This window comes from Pseudomonas gozinkensis (genome assembly GCF_014863585.1).
GTDB lineage: Bacteria > Pseudomonadota > Gammaproteobacteria > Pseudomonadales > Pseudomonadaceae > Aquipseudomonas > Aquipseudomonas gozinkensis.
In genome coordinates this window covers 1,986,409-2,002,173 of record NZ_CP062253.1, presented here as the reverse complement: position 1 = coordinate 2,002,173, position 15,765 = coordinate 1,986,409, and the positions used below count along the sequence as shown (strand labels likewise).

The 15,765-nt window shown below is 60.9% G+C and carries 17 protein-coding genes; 2 read left to right on the top strand and 15 right to left on the bottom strand.

Going from position 1 to position 15,765, the window contains the following annotated elements:
* Window positions 1–17: 17 nt before the first annotated feature.
* Complete coding sequence (locus IHQ43_RS09085; protein WP_192564093.1) at window positions 18–1,223, bottom strand: acetyl-CoA C-acetyltransferase; 1,206 nt, start codon at window positions 1,221–1,223, stop codon at window positions 18–20.
* A 624-nt stretch (window positions 1,224–1,847) separates the two neighbouring features.
* Here IHQ43_RS09085 and IHQ43_RS09080 point away from each other — a divergent pair.
* On the top strand, window positions 1,848–2,627 hold the full coding sequence (locus IHQ43_RS09080; RefSeq protein WP_192564965.1) for a c-type cytochrome: 780 nt from the start codon (window positions 1,848–1,850) through the stop codon (window positions 2,625–2,627).
* Window positions 2,628–2,786: 159 nt separating this feature from the next.
* On the opposite strand, the gene IHQ43_RS09075 is transcribed toward IHQ43_RS09080, so the two are convergent.
* From IHQ43_RS09075 to IHQ43_RS09030, 10 genes are all read right to left on the bottom strand, one after another.
* Window positions 2,787–3,596, bottom strand: a complete 810-nt coding sequence (locus IHQ43_RS09075; RefSeq protein WP_007959971.1) for a transglutaminase family protein — start codon at window positions 3,594–3,596, stop codon at window positions 2,787–2,789.
* On the bottom strand, window positions 3,593–4,543 hold the full coding sequence (locus IHQ43_RS09070; RefSeq protein ID WP_007959974.1) for an alpha-E domain-containing protein: 951 nt from the start codon (window positions 4,541–4,543) through the stop codon (window positions 3,593–3,595). The genes IHQ43_RS09075 and IHQ43_RS09070 overlap by 4 nt, the downstream gene beginning before the upstream one ends.
* A gap of 12 nt (window positions 4,544–4,555) precedes the next feature.
* Entirely contained in the window at window positions 4,556–5,965 is a 1,410-nt protein-coding gene (locus IHQ43_RS09065) for a circularly permuted type 2 ATP-grasp protein (RefSeq protein ID WP_039769936.1), read from the bottom strand.
* 476 nt (window positions 5,966–6,441) lie between these two features.
* Entirely contained in the window at window positions 6,442–6,789 is a 348-nt protein-coding gene (locus IHQ43_RS09060) for a ribonuclease E inhibitor RraB (protein WP_007959978.1), read from the bottom strand.
* A 210-nt stretch (window positions 6,790–6,999) separates the two neighbouring features.
* A complete protein-coding gene (locus IHQ43_RS09055) occupies window positions 7,000–7,233 on the bottom strand; it encodes a hypothetical protein (protein ID WP_192564092.1) in 234 nt (77 codons plus the stop codon).
* A gap of 200 nt (window positions 7,234–7,433) precedes the next feature.
* Entirely contained in the window at window positions 7,434–8,309 is an 876-nt protein-coding gene (speE, locus tag IHQ43_RS09050) for a polyamine aminopropyltransferase (RefSeq protein ID WP_007959983.1), read from the bottom strand.
* A 256-nt stretch (window positions 8,310–8,565) separates the two neighbouring features.
* Window positions 8,566–8,757, bottom strand: coding sequence for a PLDc N-terminal domain-containing protein (locus tag IHQ43_RS09045; RefSeq protein WP_003223221.1), 192 nt, complete (start codon window positions 8,755–8,757; stop codon window positions 8,566–8,568).
* 71 nt (window positions 8,758–8,828) lie between these two features.
* Complete coding sequence (locus IHQ43_RS09040) at window positions 8,829–9,359, bottom strand: hypothetical protein (RefSeq protein ID WP_064378725.1); 531 nt, start codon at window positions 9,357–9,359, stop codon at window positions 8,829–8,831.
* An 89-nt stretch (window positions 9,360–9,448) separates the two neighbouring features.
* Entirely contained in the window at window positions 9,449–9,967 is a 519-nt protein-coding gene (locus IHQ43_RS09035; protein WP_192564091.1) for an ankyrin repeat domain-containing protein, read from the bottom strand.
* A gap of 97 nt (window positions 9,968–10,064) precedes the next feature.
* Entirely contained in the window at window positions 10,065–11,903 is a 1,839-nt protein-coding gene (locus tag IHQ43_RS09030) for a long-chain-acyl-CoA synthetase (RefSeq protein ID WP_192564090.1), read from the bottom strand.
* A 388-nt stretch (window positions 11,904–12,291) separates the two neighbouring features.
* On the opposite strand from IHQ43_RS09030, the gene IHQ43_RS09025 reads away from it, so the two are divergent.
* Window positions 12,292–12,570, top strand: a complete 279-nt coding sequence (locus IHQ43_RS09025; RefSeq protein WP_007959992.1) for a DUF3509 domain-containing protein — start codon at window positions 12,292–12,294, stop codon at window positions 12,568–12,570.
* A gap of 77 nt (window positions 12,571–12,647) precedes the next feature.
* On the opposite strand, the gene mtnC is transcribed toward IHQ43_RS09025, so the two are convergent.
* The 4 genes from mtnC to IHQ43_RS09005 all read right to left on the bottom strand — a co-directional run bounded on the left by mtnC (window position 12,648) and on the right by IHQ43_RS09005 (window position 15,742).
* Window positions 12,648–13,331 carry an acireductone synthase gene (mtnC, locus tag IHQ43_RS09020; protein WP_192564089.1) on the bottom strand — a complete coding sequence of 228 codons (684 nt, stop codon included), beginning with the start codon at window positions 13,329–13,331 and terminating at the stop codon, window positions 12,648–12,650.
* Window positions 13,332–13,335: 4 nt separating this feature from the next.
* On the bottom strand, window positions 13,336–13,881 hold the full coding sequence (locus tag IHQ43_RS09015; protein ID WP_007959995.1) for a 1,2-dihydroxy-3-keto-5-methylthiopentene dioxygenase: 546 nt from the start codon (window positions 13,879–13,881) through the stop codon (window positions 13,336–13,338).
* A 92-nt stretch (window positions 13,882–13,973) separates the two neighbouring features.
* Window positions 13,974–14,600 (bottom strand): methylthioribulose 1-phosphate dehydratase, encoded by a 627-nt coding sequence (locus IHQ43_RS09010; protein ID WP_007959997.1) that lies wholly within the window; start codon window positions 14,598–14,600, stop codon window positions 13,974–13,976.
* Complete coding sequence (locus IHQ43_RS09005; RefSeq protein WP_011333208.1) at window positions 14,597–15,742, bottom strand: MFS transporter; 1,146 nt, start codon at window positions 15,740–15,742, stop codon at window positions 14,597–14,599. The genes IHQ43_RS09010 and IHQ43_RS09005 overlap by 4 nt, the downstream gene beginning before the upstream one ends.
* Between the last annotated feature and the right edge of the window lie 23 nt (window positions 15,743–15,765).

Sequence of the window (15,765 nt, the reverse complement as noted above, 5' to 3'; positions counted from 1 at the left end):
GACAGGGTTCCTTGGGGTCAGAGGCGTTCGATGATGGTGGCGATGCCCATGCCGCCGCCGACGCACAGCGTCGCGAGGCCGTAGCGCAGGCGTCGGGCTTCCAGTTCATCGAGCAAGGTGCCGAGGATCGCGCAACCGGTGGCGCCCAGCGGGTGGCCCATGGCGATCGAGCCGCCATTGACGTTGACCTTGTCCGGGTCGACGGCCATGTCCTTGATGAATTTGAGCACCACCGAGGCGAACGCCTCGTTGACCTCGAACAGGTCGATGTCCTCCACCCGCAGTCCGGCCTTGGCCAGTGCCTTGCGAGTGGCCGGCGCCGGGCCGGTGAGCATGATGGTCGGGTCGGTGCTGGTGACCGCCGTGGCGACAATCCGCGCCCGGGGTTGCAGGCCCAACGCACGGCCCTTGGCCTCGGAACCGATCAGCATCAGCGCCGCGCCGTCAACGATCCCCGAGCTGTTGCCCGGCGTGTGCACATGGTTGATCCGCTCGACATGGCTGTAGACCCGCAGCGCCGTGGCGTCGAATCCCATCTGACCGATCATCTCGAAACTCGGCTTGAGCTTGCCCAAACCTTCAAGGGTCGACTCGGCGCGAATGAATTCATCGTGATCGAGCAGGATGATGCCGTTCTGATCCTGCACTGGCACCAACGACTTGTTGAACGAACCGTCGTCCCGGGCACGTGCAGCTTTCTGCTGCGAGTGCAGCGCGTAGGCATCGACGTCCTGACGGCTGAAACCTTCAAGGGTAGCGATCAGGTCGGCGCCAACGCCTTGTGGCGTGAAGTGGCTGTGCAAATTGGTTTGCGGGTCCAGCGCCCAGGCGCCGCCGTCGCTACCCATCGGCACGCGAGACATGGACTCGACGCCGCCGACCACCACCAGGTCTTCGAACCCGGAGCGCACTTTCATCGCCCCCAGGTTCACCGCTTCCAGCCCCGAGGCGCAGAAGCGGTTGATCTGCACGCCCGCGACGCTGACGTCCCAATCGGCCACCTGCACGGCGGTCTTGGCGATGTCCGAGCCCTGATCGCCAATTGGCGTGACGCAACCGAGCACCACGTCATCGACCTGGCTGGTGTCAAGGGCCGTGCGTGCCTGCAAAGCAGTCAACAGCCCGGCCACCAGATTCACCGGTTTGACGCTGTGCAGCGAACCGTCGGCCTTGCCCTTGCCACGGGGCGTGCGTAACGCGTCAAAAATCAAAGCTTGGGTCATGACGTCCTCGAACCTGTGCGGTGAGTGAAATTCGTGCTGTCACTGTTGTCTTCGCAGGCCATGGATTCAATGACCACAGCGCTCAATGACGTTGACGCGCACGCTCAGACGGACGGTCATCCGTGGCTTGATTAACCGGTTCAGGTGCGCGAGCTGTCTAGCAAACGGGCGGCAAAGAAGCTGGCAATGGGCCTCATGCCTTTTTAATCGCGACAGGTAGCAAATACATACGAAATGGATCTAAGCGAAGCGTGACGCGGGCCCTAAGGTGAAGATGTACGTCGTTGTCGTCGGGTTTTGCCGAGACAGGCGTTCGCTACAGGAAGTGCAGCGCTTGCCGTCATGGATATGCAGGCAGGCATCAGGAAATAACAAAAAAGGCGGTCAAGCCATGTTCAAAAAACCGAAAGTACGGCAAGCAGGGCTCATTCTTTTCGCCACGACGCTGTTGTTGATTCTCCCGAACCTGACCAAGGTCATCGGCTGATTCAAGCGGCAGGTATTGTTTATCGCCACTTGAAATGTGACTGGCCCGCTACCCGGGCCAGCGTGGCTGTGCCAACCTTTGCGCACTTCCACGACACGGACGGCGATCACTTGAAAACGCTCATTCTGTTCGGGGCCATGCTGCTGAGCATGCCCCTGTCTGCCGCACAGCTGAATCTGGAGCTGGGCACGAACAGCCGCACCTGGCAGACCGAGGAATTGCTCAAGCATCCTCAGGTGCAAACCCTCACGATCAAGAACGATGTGTCCTACAAGAAGGACATGACTTATCGCGCCGTGCCGATTGCCGCGCTGCTCACCGGTATCAAACCGGAGGATCACCTGCAAGCCGTGGCGCTGGACGGTTTTGCCGCAGAGCTGTCCGCAGCGCCGCTGCTGAACAGCAAAGGTTCACGCGCGTGGCTGGCCATCGAGGATCCGGCGCAGCCCTGGCCGCCGCTGTCGGAAGGCAAGCACAGCGCCGGGCCGTTCTATCTGGTGTGGACGGATCCGCAAGCCGGCAATATCAGCCCGGAACAATGGCCGTTCGAGGTCGCCAGCATCAAGCGCATGGCGCCGGTGGCCGAGCGCTTCCCTGCCCTGCTGCCGGATCCTGCGCTGAAGGCCGATGACCCGGTGAATCAGGGATTTGCCCTGTTCCAGAAGAACTGTCTGGCCTGCCATCGCCTGAATGGCGCGGGCGATGCGCAGTTCGGGCCGGACCTGAATATTCCGTACAACCCGACCGAGTACTTCGGCGCGGACTTCCTCAAGCGCTATATCCGCGATCCGCAGAGTCTGCGTCAGTGGCCGCAGGCCAAGATGCCGGGGTTTTCCGCCGAAGTGTTGCCGGATGCGGATCTGCAGAAACTGATCGGGTATTTGCAGCACATGGCCGGGCGCAAGGTTAAGCCTTGATCACTTGAGTCTTGCAGTGCTCTCACTGGCCTCTTCGCGGGCAAGTCGAGTCGTCGCACCGCAGCTCCCACAGGTTATGCGCTGGATTTGAATCAGCGGCATTTCTGTGGGAGCGGCGGTGCGACGACTCGACTTGCCACCGATGCGGTATCCCGGATCTTACTGCTGCTGCACCGAGATGATTGGCGCTGGTGTCGGCGACACCAGCACTTTCGCGTGCATCTGCTCTGAGCCGCCGCCCCGGCGCATGCCTCGCACCGGGCAGGCGTCCAGGTAATCCAGCCCCACTGCCAGTTTCAGGTGCCGCTCCGGCCGCGCCAGTTCATTGGTCACGTCAAAGCTGTACCAGGCGTCATCGATCCAGGCTTCGGCCCAGGCGTGACTGGCCAGATGCTCGCAATCCTCGCTGTACAGATAGCCCGACACATATCGCGACGGCACCCCGAGGCTGCGCGCGCAGGCCAGAAACGCGTGGGCGTGGTCCTGGCAAACACCCGCGCGCCCTGCAAACGCCTCGGCGGCGCTGGTGTCGACTTCAGTGGCGCCTGGCTTGTAGGTCATGTGCTGGTTCAAACCGTGCATAAGGTCGATCAATGCGTTGCGATCACGCCGCTGTTTGCAGGATTTCTCGGCAAACGCCCGCAGCGCCTCGTCAGCCTCGGTGAGCCGGGTGAACCGCAGGAACGGCAGCGCCGACTGACTCTCGTGCTCTGCCTCGCGCAACTCGTCGATATCGACCTGCCCCCGGGCGCCGATGATGATCGCTTCGTGAGGCTCGTCCATGGTCAGCACATGCAGGATGTTGCCGAACGGATCGAGCTGGGCGCGCACCGGGCGCGGCAGGTCGAGCTGCCAGCTCAGCACATGCTGACGCTCGCTGTCGTGGGGTGTCAGGCGCAGGTACTGGATGCTCGCGCGCACCTGATCTTCGTAGTGATAGGTGGTCTCGTGGCTGATGGAAAGTCTCATGCGGCCTCCAGGTAGGAACTGTGAATGGCGTTGCCCAACTGGCGCACCAGCGGGATGAATTCGGTGAGCCAGGCGTGCAGCCCTTCCTCGAGAATTTCTTGAATGCCGGTGTAGCGCAGACGCGCGTCCATTTCCGCCGCCAGTCGTTGCGCAGGACGACCGTTGGCCCCCGGCAACTGCGCCAGAATCTGATCGATCTCTTCGGTGCAAGCCCGCAACGAGCGCGGCACATCAGCACGCAACAGCAGCAATTCAGCGACATGCCGGGCGCCGGGCGCATCGCGATAGATCTCGGTGTAGGCCTCGAACGATGACAAGGCCCGCAACAAGGCGCTCCACTGGTAATAGGCGTGGGCGGTGCCATCGCTGACCGCTTCGGCCTGATCGCCGGCCATTTCATAGCGGGCGTCGAGCAGCCGCAAGGTGTTGTCGGCCCGCTCGATGAACGTACCCAGGCGAATGAAGCGGAACGCGTCATTGCGCATGATGGTGCCGTAGGACGCGCCCCGAAACAGGTGCGAACGCTCCTTGATCCACTCGCAGAAGCGGCTCATGCCATAGCGACTGAGGCCCTGATTGGCGATCCCGCGGATCTCCAGCCAGGTCGCGTTGATGTTCTCCCACATGTCAGCGGTGATTCGCCCGCGCACCGCATGGGCGCTGGCCCGCGCCGCACCGAGGCAGCTGTAGATGCTCGCCGGGTTCGCCGCATCCAGAGCGAAGAAATGCAGCAAGCGCTCGGCATGCAGCTCGCCGTGACGTTCCAGGTAATCGTCCAGCGTGCCGGTGATCAGCAGCGGCATCGCCAGTTCGTGCAGACCGTCGCCACGGCCGTCCTGCGGCATCAGCGACAGCGAATAGCTGACATCGAGCATCCGTGCGAGGTTTTCCGCCCGCTCCAGGTAACGCGACATCCAGTACAGATCCGAGGCAGTTCTACTTAACATGGCAGGCTTCCTTCAATCCTCGACCACCCAGGTGTCCTTGGTTCCGCCGCCCTGGGATGAGTTCACCACCAGAGAGCCTTCACGCAAGGCGACACGGGTCAAACCGCCGGGCACGACCCGGGTTTCGCGGCCGGACAATACGAACGGGCGCAGGTCGATATGGCGCGGCGCAATGCCGTTTTCGACAAAGGTCGGACAGGTCGACAGCGACAGCGTCGGTTGCGCGATGTACGCGTGGGGCTTGGCCTTGATCCGCTCGCGGAACGCATCGATTTCCGCGGTCGTCGCCGCCGGCCCCACAAGCATTCCGTAACCGCCGGAGCCCTGGGTTTCCTTGACCACCAGATCCGGAAGATTGGCCAGTACATGGGAAAGTTCAGACGGGTTTCGGCATTGCCAGGTCGGCACGTTCTTCAGGATCGGCTCTTCATCGAGGTAGAAACGGATCATCTCGGTGACGAATGGATAAACCGATTTGTCGTCCGCCACGCCGGTGCCGATGGCATTGGCCAGCACTACGTTGCCGGAGCGATACGACGACAGCAGTCCCGGTACGCCAAGCATCGAATCCGGGCGGAACGCCAGCGGGTCGAGGAACGCGTCGTCGAGCCGGCGGTAGATCACGTCCACCGCTTTCGGGCCGTCGGTGGTGCGCATGAAGACTTTGTCGTCGCGCACGAACAGGTCCGCGCCCTCCACCAGCTCCACGCCCATTTCCCGGGCGAGAAACGCATGCTCGAAAAACGCGCTGTTGAACCGTCCCGGTGTCAGCACCACGACACTCGGATCGTCGATCGGGCTTGAGCTCTTCAGGGTGTCGAGCAGCAGGTTCGGGTAATGGTCGATAGGCGCGATGCGCTGGGCCGCGAACAGCTCGGGGAACAGGCGCATCATCATCTTGCGGTCTTCGAGCATGTAGCTCACGCCGCTCGGCGTGCGCAGGTTGTCTTCAAGCACGTAATACGTGCCGTCGCCGTCGCGCACCAGATCGACGCCGGAGATGTGCGAATAGATATCGCGGTGCAAATCCAGCCCCTGCATCGCCAACTGATACTGCTCGTTGGCCAGCACCTGCTCGGCGGGAATGATCCCGGCCTTGATGATGCGTTGCTCGTGGTAAAGGTCGGCGAGGAACATGTTCAACGCCTTGACCCGCTGGATGCAGCCACGCTCGACGATCCGCCACTCGCTGGCGGGAATGCTGCGCGGAATGGTGTCGAAGGGAATCAGGCGTTCTGTCCCTTGCTCGTCCCCGTAGAGCGTGAAAGTGATCCCGGCACGATGGAACAGCAGATCGGCCTCGCGTCGCCGCTGGGCCAGCAGTTCGTCAGGCGTTTCGGCCAGCCAGCGGGCAAACTCCCGGTAATGCGGGCGGATCTGGCCGCCGGCATCGTACATTTCATCAAAATAGGTGCGGATCATGCCGTACTCCTTGTCACCCCGGACATACAGACCTTCGCAAGGCCCGTGCCATCGGCATAAACGCTTTGATTTCAATCGGTTGGATATTCACGCCACACGCACCGCACCATTCCTGTGCGGCAAATGCCCCAACCTGATCGCCCCCGCTTCATTGCGACGCAGTCCCGTCGCCTATCACCAGCATAGTCAGAGTTGATTTCACTGCCCGCCGGCGGCTGCGGATAATCCGCGCATCCGCTGCAAAAACGTCGCTGACGAAGCTCGCAGCCCACTGATCCGGCTTGCCCTGGCAGCCCTCCCGGCCGTAACCCTGACCGGTTTCCTCTCCTTCCGGTCTTCCCTTTCAGCCACCTTTTCAGGTGGCTTTTTTTTGTGCCGGTTTCTTGTTTCAGGGTTTTGCCATGCGCTTTCGGGGCGGCAGAAACGACAACGGCCGACCCGAAGGTCAGCCGTAGCTCGACATGTTGCGAGAGTGATCAGTTCAAACGGTGCCGGTTGCGGATCTCCTGTTTCACGCCCCAGCCTTCGATGATGCCGCCCAAGGGCTCGACCACCGCCGAAAAGCCCTGCTCGAAATCGCCAATGTCGTCGTAGGTTGCGTACATCACCTTGCTCAATTCCAGAGACCAGGCGCCGTCGTCGCGCGCACTGACCTGGGCATTGATGGATTCACCGCGAAATTTGCCTGCCGCCCTGCGCGCCCGCTCCTCGTCCGGGAAAATGGCGTAGAACTCGATGGGATGGAATCGGGAAAAATCGAAACCGCCTTCTTTCATGCGGCGCAGCACGCTGCTGCTGATGTCTTCTTGATAGGCTGTGCTCATGAATCGTCCCCCTCGCATAGATGGATAGACTTTCCGTATTCCCTGCACTGGCCCACAGGGCCCTGGTGCTTACGGCAACCGCGTTGCCGACGGGAAACAAGCATGTAGCTGACAAGACCAGACCTTAGCGATCCGTTCGCTGATCTCGCTTGCAGAGTAGCCCCAAGATAGAGCCGCTGCCAAGGCCTGGTACATGAAGAACAGGAAGTTTCAGACTGGGGTGATGCTGCGGATTTCGATGCTGTTCTGGGTTTTCAGGCTTTTGGCGCCTGCATCGCAGGTTCGCCCTTCCAGATCATTGAGATCCAGTGCGGCGGCGACAGGAAGGAGTCTTTCCTTGATCAGTCGAGCGGCCTCATCGTCGCTGGGGCATTCCGCACGCTCGAAGACTTCATCGACAATTTCACCGTGATCATCCACGAAAGTGACTTTCCACTTTTGCATTGGAGCCTCCTCGAACAAACCCGCAAGTGGGCTTACATCTATCTCGACTTTTGTCAGGATTGATCGTTCAAAAGGTTTAATCGACCGAAGATGAAAAAAAACACATGTGGGAGCGAACTTGCTCGCGATGGCGGACTGTCAGCCAACATCTTCATTGACTGACCGACCGCTGATCGCGAGCAAGCTCGCTCCCACAAAGATCAATCGTTGCTTGGCTTGTTCACCGCTTGCAGCACGTATTGCGGCAAGGCGAAGGCGCCGATGTGGATTTCCGGGTTGTAGTAACGGGTGACGATGCCGCTGCCGATGAAGCGCTGTTGCAGCACTTCGCGACTCAGCTTGCGGTAGGCCGGGTTGGTCGAGCCCCAGGCGAAGGTCATCGAACCGCCGATGTAGGTCGGCACGGCCGCCTGATAGAAGTGCCAGTCCGGGAACAGGCTGCGCAGGCGGCCGGCGGTGGTTTTCACTTCTTCGATCTGCATGAACGGCGTGCCGTTCTGGGTCACGAGGATGCCGCCCTCGTTCAGGCAGCGGTGGCAGGCCTGGTAGAAGTTTTCCGAGAACAGCACTTCGCCCGGGCCGATCGGGTCGGTGGAGTCGGAAATGATCACGTCGAACTTTTCAGTGGTGGTCGCGACGAAGCGCATGCCGTCGTCGATCACCAGGTTCAGGCGTGGGTCGTCGTAGGCGCCCTTGGAGTGGTTCGGCAGGAACTCCTTGCACATGTCGACCACGGTGCCGTCGATCTCGACCATGGTGATGTGTTCGACGCTGGCGTGTTTGGTCACTTCGCGCAGCATGCCGCCGTCGCCGCCGCCGATGATCAGCACGCGCTTGGCGGTGCCGTGGGCAAGGATCGGCACATGGGTGAGCATTTCGTGGTAGATGAACTCATCGGCTTCTGTGGTCTGGATCACGCCGTCCAGCGCCATCACCCGGCCCATGCGCGGGTTCTGGAAAATCACCAGGTGCTGGTGTTCGGTGCGCACTTCGTGCAGCAGTTTTTCCATGCGAAAACGCTGGCCGTAGCCTTCGTAGAGGGTTTCCAGGTATTCGCTGGTCTTGGTGACGGTCATGGTGAAGTGCTCCGATGAATGCGCGGGCGCCAATCGTCAGGTTCGATTGCCCGGGAAAGGCGCGCATTCTACGTTGCCGAAGATGACAGGTCGAACCTTCCGCTGACAGACGACATTCTTAAGCCTCAGAAAGACCAATGTGGGAGCGAGCTTGCTCGCGAAGAGGCCAGCTGACTCAACACATTTGCTGAATGAGAAATCGCCTTCGCGAGCAAGCTCGCTCCCACAGGGAAGAGCCTGCTCACAGTCGCAACAACTAGATCCGCACATTGCCTCGCGGCCCGGCAATCGCCCAGATGATCAGGCCCAGCACCGGCAGGAGGATGATCAGCAGCACCCAGAGGATTTTCATCCCGGTCTCGGCGCCGCTTTTCAGCACGTTGATGATCGCCCAGATGTCGAGCGCAAGAATGATCAGGCCGATCAGGCCGTTGAACGTGGAACCCATGGTGTCGCTCCAGAATAATGGCAGGCACTTTTAGGATAGACGGTCGCGCGCAGGGTTCCCTTTTATTGCACTCAGACGTGAACGGCGACCTTCAGGGCTTCGAGCGACGGCGCGGCGGCAATGCCGACTTCAGCGCACAGTTCAAGTACGCGTGGCACGTCGTTGCCGTAGACCAGCACCACTTGCAGCTCGTCGTCGAGCAACTGGCTGAAGTTCATCAGGGTGTAGCCGCCGTTTTCCTTGTTCAGGCTGCTCATCTGTACCTGGATGCGATTGAGCGCGGTCAGCGCCTCGGTCTTGGCCAGTTGCTTGGGTTTGAGGTTGAACTCGACACCCGGGCCGAACGAGGCAACGATCTGCGCGAACAGGTCGGCGTAGGTGTCAGCCTGGAACAGCACGGTCTCCGGCAGGCTGCCGACCACGACCCACTCGCCCAGCGGAATCGGGAAAGTGTCGTCGTAGTTGATGTCCGGGTTGGCGGTCAGAAAAGCGTCGGCATCGGCGTAGGCCTGTGCCGCTTCATCAGCGACCTTCAGGATCTCGTCTTCGCCCATGCAGCCGGAGCTGATTTTGCTGATGAGTTCGGCGAGTGCGGCTTTCATGGGGCGGATCCTGTGGCGAAGAGAATTTTGAGGGCGCGAAGGATAGCGCATTCTCGCCTTCGCCACAGAGCGGGTTCCGGCCAGCGGCTTCAGCCCAGCAGTTTTTCCAGCTGCGCGGTGGTGTCAACAGCGCCCATGGTGCGGGCTGCGTCCAGCGCTGTGATGCCGTTGGCGTCCTTGGCTTTCGGATCGGCGCCCTGGTCGATCAGGTAGTCGACGATTTCAACGCGGTTGAACATCGCCGCCATCATCAGCGCCGTGCGGCCGTCGAAAGACGCACCTTCAATCTGTGCCCCGCCTTCGACCAATGCCTTGACCACGGCCAGGTCACCCTTGAACGCCGCGCCGGCAATCGGGCTCTGGCCATTGCCGTTGCGTTGTTCCGGGTCGGCCTTGTGCTTGAGCAGCACGTGCACCGCGTCCACGTGACCGTAGTAGCTGGCGAGCATCAGCAGGGTGTCGCCCTTGCTGTTGGTCAGGTTCACCGGCAGACCGGCCGTGATCAGGCGATCCAGCATCACCGCATCGCCCTCGCGCGCCTTGTTGAATACCTGCTCGGTGAATTCGGCAGCTTCTTCGGGGGTCATCTGGCGGCTTTGGTCGGACATGGGGAAACTCCACTTTCGGTCAATCGGAAAGCCGACAGTTTCCCGAGCGCAGCGATAGCTGTCATCCCCTTTTTTCCAAGCAGGCTCATAGCCAATCTCAATAGCGGTACTCGCCTGCCCGGATCTCCGCGAGGATTCCATCAGTGACCTGCACGTAGGTTTCGGTCCCCGGCAGCCAGGCATAAATCGGATCATCCCCCGTCTGGCCGGGGTCGAAGCCTTCGTTTTTCAGGCGTGTCTTCTGGTATTTGAAGGTGCCGGTGGTTTCCATTTTCACTTTGACCCGCAGGAACAACGGCACCGCATAGGCCGGCATACGCTGGCGGGCGAAAGCCAGCAGTTCGGCGAAATCCAGGGTCGCTAGGGACTCCGCCGGGGTGATCGCCGCCATCCCGGCGCGGCCATTGGTGTTTGGGATTTCCACGCCATAGGCCACGGCTTCGGAGATATGCGGATGCTGCAGCAGCAGGTTCTCGACCTCGGTGGTCGAGACGTTCTCGCCCTTCCAGCGGTAGGTGTCGCCGAGGCGATCGACAAACTGTGCATGACCGAAACCGATATTGCGCAGCAGATCGCCAGTGTTGAAGAAGCGGTCGCCCTTGGCGAATACGTCCTGCAAGACAACCTTGGCGGTTTTCTGTGGATCGGTGTAGCCGTCCAGCGGCGCCTTGTCGTCGATCCGCGCCAGCAACAGGCCCCGCTCGCCCCGGCCGACCTTGCGCATGAATCCGTCAGCGCCACGAATCGGCTCGCCGCTGTCCTGATCGTAGGCGACCAGCTCCCAGGCCATCAGCGAGAAACCGATGGTGTTGTCGAAATTGAGGATGTTGGTGAAGCCGATATTGCCGTCGCTGGCCGCGTACAGCTCGCAGATGTGATCCACGCCGAAGCGGGTCTTGAACTCGGCCCACGCGCCGGGCCGCAAACCGTTGCCGATCATCTTGCGCACGTCGTGACGGCTGTCGTCGGCGCAGAGCGGTTGATCCACCAGATACCGGCACAACTCGCCGACATAACCGATAGTGGTTGCGCGGTAGCGACGCACATCGCTCCAGAACTGCCGGGCGCTGAACTTGCGGCGAATCGCGAAACCCGACGCGCCATTGACCGCCGAACCCCAGCACACACAGAGCCCGGTGGCGTGGTACAGCGGCAAGGTGCAATAGACGATGTCGTCCGGGCGCATGTCGAGGGCGATCATGCCGAAGCTCGCCGAGCTGCGCATCCAGCGTCCGTGCTTGAACACGCCGGCTTTTGGCAAACCGGTGGTGCCGGAGGTATAGATGTAGAAACAGGGGTCGTCGAAGAAAATCTGCCGGCTGCTGGCCGGGTTATCGCCCGAGGCATCGGCACTGGCGCTGATCAGATTGATATAGCCCTCAGGCGCAATGCCCGGATGGCTGAAGGTATCCTGATCGGCGACGAACCAGGCCCGCGCTGCCGGGATCGACACTTGCTCGCGTACCGCCGCAAACGCCGGCAGCAATTCCTCACCGACGACAATCGCCGCCGGCGTCACCAGATTGATGCTGTGGATCAGCGTATCGCGGGTCTGCGAGGTATTGAGCAGCGCGCTGACGGCGCCGACTTTGGCCAGCGCCAGAATCGTCACCAGCAGTTCCGGGCGGTTCTCGATGAACACCGCCACCACATCGCCCTTGCTTATGCCCTGGCCGATCAGGTAGTGGGCGATGCGGTTGGCCCACTGGTTGACCTGTGAATAACTCAGCACCACCTCACCCGACAGCAGCGCGGGGCCCTCGGGGTTGCGCAGGGTCGCTTGCTCGAATGTCCAGCCCAGGCCACAGGTTTGGGTCGGATCCTTGACGTTGGCCACCTTCATGCCTTTCACCACCCGAGGGATGGCTTTGGCAATCATCGGCAGTTTGCGGAGCATCATGCCCCAGGTAATCGTGTCGCTCGGCGCGTGGCGCATGGCAGCTCCCGTTCGACCTTGACGTGCAGGCCGGATTTTTATTGTCGGGCAATCGGGTGAGGCAACCGGCGCTTCTCAAGCGAGGGTCGAGGCCGAAAATACGTCAGGGCTTCGCGGGCTGTACACGCGGTTTTTGCAATGTTTTGTATCCGCCAGCGCTACAAGGCAAAGCGGGATTGCGGCTCTCCGGAATGGTTCCATCGGATCGACAGCGATCCCGCAAAATGCAGGATGCACGATGGCCATTCATGCAGATTGCACGACAACCGAAACGAATCATTTTTTTAACTTATTGATTTATAAAGATTTTTAATAAAATAAATACTGGCACAATCGCTGCAACTCCCTACGCATGCTTGCCATTCAAGTGCATACGGAGCTGAAAGACATGAGCCTGATCCAAGAAAAATTTACCTCCCTGTTCTCCAACTTCAACGTCACCACTGCGCCACGTCCCGATGGCGGGATCCTGCTGACGCTGAAGAGTGCCGACGGCAAAGTGTTCAAACGTGCGCTGACCTATCAGCAATTGCATGCCGGCGACCAACTGTCGTGGGCGATCAGCGCGATTCGTCGTGACCTCGCGGAACAAGCCAGCGAGCTGCCGCAGATCGGCATGCTGCAAAGTCAGCAGCGTTTTGCCCTGCCGACCTATCACTCGATGTAATTCGAACACCGTATAAACAGACAGGCCGTGGAGCGTTCGCTTCACGGCCTGTTTTTTTGTGCGTCGATCGTGCGAACTCAGAACGCTTCCGGTTCGATCCCGGTGAAGCTGTCGACGGTCACATGCCCTTCCAGCTCCCCGCCCTCTCGGGCCAGGCCGCAGGTTTGCAGGCCAGCGGCCTGAGCGGCGTCAAGTTCCTGGACGATGTCGGACAGGAACAGGATTTCCTGCGGTTCGACACCGATGGCCTGCTGGATATTGCTGTACGACTGCGCCTCGCGCTTGGGGCCCGACGTGGTATCGAAATAGCCGCTGAACAGCGGCGTCAGATCCCCTGCTTCGGAGCAGCCGAAAATCAGCTTCTGCGCCTGGATCGAACCGGACGAATAAACGAACAGTTGATAACCGTCCTGATGCCAGCGCTTGAGCGCTTCAACAGCATCCGGGTAGACATGCCCCTTCAACTGCCCGGCCTGATAACCCTGCTCCCAGACCATGCCCTGCAACGCTTTCAGCGGCGTGGCTTTACGGTCTTCGGCGATCCAGGCCAGCAGAATTTCCACGACCCGTTCAACGTCAGCCTGCGGTTCGCTGCTGTCGCGGCGCACGGCGTCCAGTTGCTCGGCAACATCGGCGCGCCGGGCGTTCTGGCGAACGAAGTCCGGCAGGTGTTTGGCGGCATACGGAAACAGCACGTCGAACACAAAACTCACCGCGCTGGTGGTGCCTTCGATGTCAGTGAGAATGACCTTGATCGACATCGCCTCAGTCCTCCAGACGCGGGAAGCGGCCGGCGATGTCTTCGCCGGTGAAGTTGGCGACCCAGCCTTCAGGGTTGTTGAACAGGCGGATCGCGACAAAGTGCGGGTTCTCGCCCATGTCGAACCAATGCTTGGTGCCGGCCGGCACCGAAATCAGGTCGTTCTTTTCGCACAGCACGGCGTAGACGTAATCGTCGATGTGCAGGGTAAACAGGCCACGACCGGCGACGAAGAAGCGCACCTCGTCTTCGCCATGGCGATGTTCTTCGAGGAACTTGGCGCGAAATTCGGCTTTTTGCGGGTGATCGCTGTTGAGGCTGATCACGTCGACAGTGATGTAGCCGCGCTCGGTCATCAGTTTGTCGATCTGCTCTTTATAGGCACCGATCACTTCTTCCTGGCTGGCGCCGGGCTGGATCTTCGCGGCGGCTTGCCAGCGGTCGAAGCGCACGCCCTGCTCGGCCAGGGTCGAGGCGATGTCTTCGAAATGGGTCAGCACCTTGTTCGGAATCTCGGGGCTGGAAACGTGATAGACGGACAGGCTGCTCATGGGGCAATTCCTCGGTATCGGCCTTGCCGTCCGGTTCTTTCAGACCGGTCGGGCACTGCATTCATCAGGCAAATGGGCTGGTTCTGGTGAAGTCAGCCTTGGCGGTTCATGACGCTGCGGGTCTTCAACTCGCATTCAAACAGGAATTCAAAGGCTTCGATCTGGCGCAACGCGTCGCTCATCTGCGCGCCCCAGGTGTAGAGGCCGTGGCCGCGAATCAGATAACCGACGCAATCGGGATGGGCGTCGAGCCAAGGCTGCACCTTGGCGGCGAGGCGCGCAATGTCCTGATCGTTGTCGAAGATCGGCACCCGCACCCGGGATTCGTGGGTCGAAATGCCACTGAAGGCTTTTTGCAGTTCGTAGTCTTCGAACTCGATGAAGTCTTGTGGCGTCAGGCGCGACAGCACCGTGGCGTTCACCGAGTGGGTGTGCAACACCGCGCCGATCTCCGGTCGCCAGCTATAGAGCTGAGTGTGCAGCAGGGTTTCGGCGGACGGTTTTTTGCCCGGCTCCAGGCTGTTGCCGGACAGGTCGGTGGCGAGCACGTCGTCCAGACCCAACTGGCCCTTGTGCTTACCGGACACGGTCAGCAGCGCTTCGCTCGGCGACAGGCGCGTCGAGTAATTGCTGCTGGTGGCCGGCGACCAGCCGCGACCATAAAGAAAACGCCCGGCGTCGACAATTTGCTGGGCAAGCTGTTCACGGGTAAGGCTCATGGCCTGTCCTCTTGCATTCGAATGGCAATGATAACGGCAGCGGCGAGCGCTGCGAGACTGGCAATACTAAAGGTCAATGTCGCGCCGAGGGCATTCCAGCTGTAGCCGGAATACAGCGCGCCGAGCGCACCGCCCGTGCCGGCCAGCGCGGCATACAACGCCTGGCCCTGCCCTTGCTGGCGCGCGCCGAAGCTACGTTGCACGAACGCGATGGCAGCTGCATGAAAGCTGCCGAACGTCGCCGCGTGCAGCACCTGGGCAAACAACAGGACCCACAGGAACTCGGCGAACGAACCTAGCAGCAACCAGCGCAGCGCCGCCAGCAGAAAACTCGCCATCAGCACCCGCCGCAGGGAAAAACGCGCGAGGATCCGGCTCATGGCCATGAACATCAGCACTTCCGCCACCACACCGACCGCCCAGAGCATGCCGATCACGCCACGGCTGTAGCCCAGTCGCTCAAGGTGCAGAGTCAAAAACGTGTAATACGGCCCGTGGCTCATCTGCATCAGCGCCACGCAACCGTAGAACGCCAGCACCCCGGGATTGCGCAACTGCTTGAGAAAGCCTTCGCCCGTCGGCCGGTTGCCCTGAGGCGGCTGCGCGTTCGGCACCCACAGACTGCTGAGGACAATGCCGGCCATGATCAACACCAGCGCCGCCGGGTAGATGTCGAGGCTGAGCCATTCGAACAGGCGACCGAGGGCAACCACGGTGATGATGAAACCGATCGAGCCCCACAGGCGAATCTGACTGTAACGGGAAGTCTGGCCCTGCAAATGCGCGAGGGTGATGACTTCGAACTGCGGCAGCACCGCGTGCCAGAAGAACGCATGCAACGCCATGACCATCGCCAGCCAGGCGTAGGTCTTGCTGACGAAAATCAGCGAGAACGTCAGCAGCGTACACACCGCGCCGAAGCGCACGATGGCCAGGCGTCTGCCGGTGTAGTCGCCGAGCCAGCCCCAGATGTTTGGCGCCACGCAGCGCATCAGCATCGGAATCGCCACCAGCTCGCCGATGCGCGCGGCACTGAATCCGAGGTGATCGAAGTACAGCGCCAGAAACGGCGCCGTCGAACCGAGCAAGGCGAAATAGAACAGATAGAAACTGGACAGCCGCCAGTACGGGAGCGCCGCCACGGTCAGACCGCGGCGGCTTTGAG

What these genes read in the sequence shown, in the direction of transcription:
- IHQ43_RS09085 (WP_192564093.1), bottom strand. Translation starts at nt 1,223, where the DNA reads ATGACCCAAGCTTTGATTTTTGACGCGTTACGCACGCCCCGTGGCAAG.
- IHQ43_RS09080 (WP_192564965.1), top strand. Translation starts at nt 1,848, where the DNA reads ATGCTGCTGAGCATGCCCCTGTCTGCCGCACAGCTGAATCTGGAGCTG.
- IHQ43_RS09075 (WP_007959971.1), bottom strand. Translation starts at nt 3,596, where the DNA reads ATGAGACTTTCCATCAGCCACGAGACCACCTATCACTACGAAGATCAG.
- IHQ43_RS09070 (WP_007959974.1), bottom strand. Translation starts at nt 4,543, where the DNA reads ATGTTAAGTAGAACTGCCTCGGATCTGTACTGGATGTCGCGTTACCTG.
- IHQ43_RS09065 (WP_039769936.1), bottom strand. Translation starts at nt 5,965, where the DNA reads ATGATCCGCACCTATTTTGATGAAATGTACGATGCCGGCGGCCAGATC.
- IHQ43_RS09060 (WP_007959978.1), bottom strand. Translation starts at nt 6,789, where the DNA reads ATGAGCACAGCCTATCAAGAAGACATCAGCAGCAGCGTGCTGCGCCGC.
- IHQ43_RS09055 (WP_192564092.1), bottom strand. Translation starts at nt 7,233, where the DNA reads ATGCAAAAGTGGAAAGTCACTTTCGTGGATGATCACGGTGAAATTGTC.
- speE (WP_007959983.1), bottom strand. Translation starts at nt 8,309, where the DNA reads ATGACCGTCACCAAGACCAGCGAATACCTGGAAACCCTCTACGAAGGC.
- IHQ43_RS09045 (WP_003223221.1), bottom strand. Translation starts at nt 8,757, where the DNA reads ATGGGTTCCACGTTCAACGGCCTGATCGGCCTGATCATTCTTGCGCTC.
- IHQ43_RS09040 (WP_064378725.1), bottom strand. Translation starts at nt 9,359, where the DNA reads ATGAAAGCCGCACTCGCCGAACTCATCAGCAAAATCAGCTCCGGCTGC.
- IHQ43_RS09035 (WP_192564091.1), bottom strand. Translation starts at nt 9,967, where the DNA reads ATGTCCGACCAAAGCCGCCAGATGACCCCCGAAGAAGCTGCCGAATTC.
- IHQ43_RS09030 (WP_192564090.1), bottom strand. Translation starts at nt 11,903, where the DNA reads ATGCGCCACGCGCCGAGCGACACGATTACCTGGGGCATGATGCTCCGC.
- IHQ43_RS09025 (WP_007959992.1), top strand. Translation starts at nt 12,292, where the DNA reads ATGAGCCTGATCCAAGAAAAATTTACCTCCCTGTTCTCCAACTTCAAC.
- mtnC (WP_192564089.1), bottom strand. Translation starts at nt 13,331, where the DNA reads ATGTCGATCAAGGTCATTCTCACTGACATCGAAGGCACCACCAGCGCG.
- IHQ43_RS09015 (WP_007959995.1), bottom strand. Translation starts at nt 13,881, where the DNA reads ATGAGCAGCCTGTCCGTCTATCACGTTTCCAGCCCCGAGATTCCGAAC.
- IHQ43_RS09010 (WP_007959997.1), bottom strand. Translation starts at nt 14,600, where the DNA reads ATGAGCCTTACCCGTGAACAGCTTGCCCAGCAAATTGTCGACGCCGGG.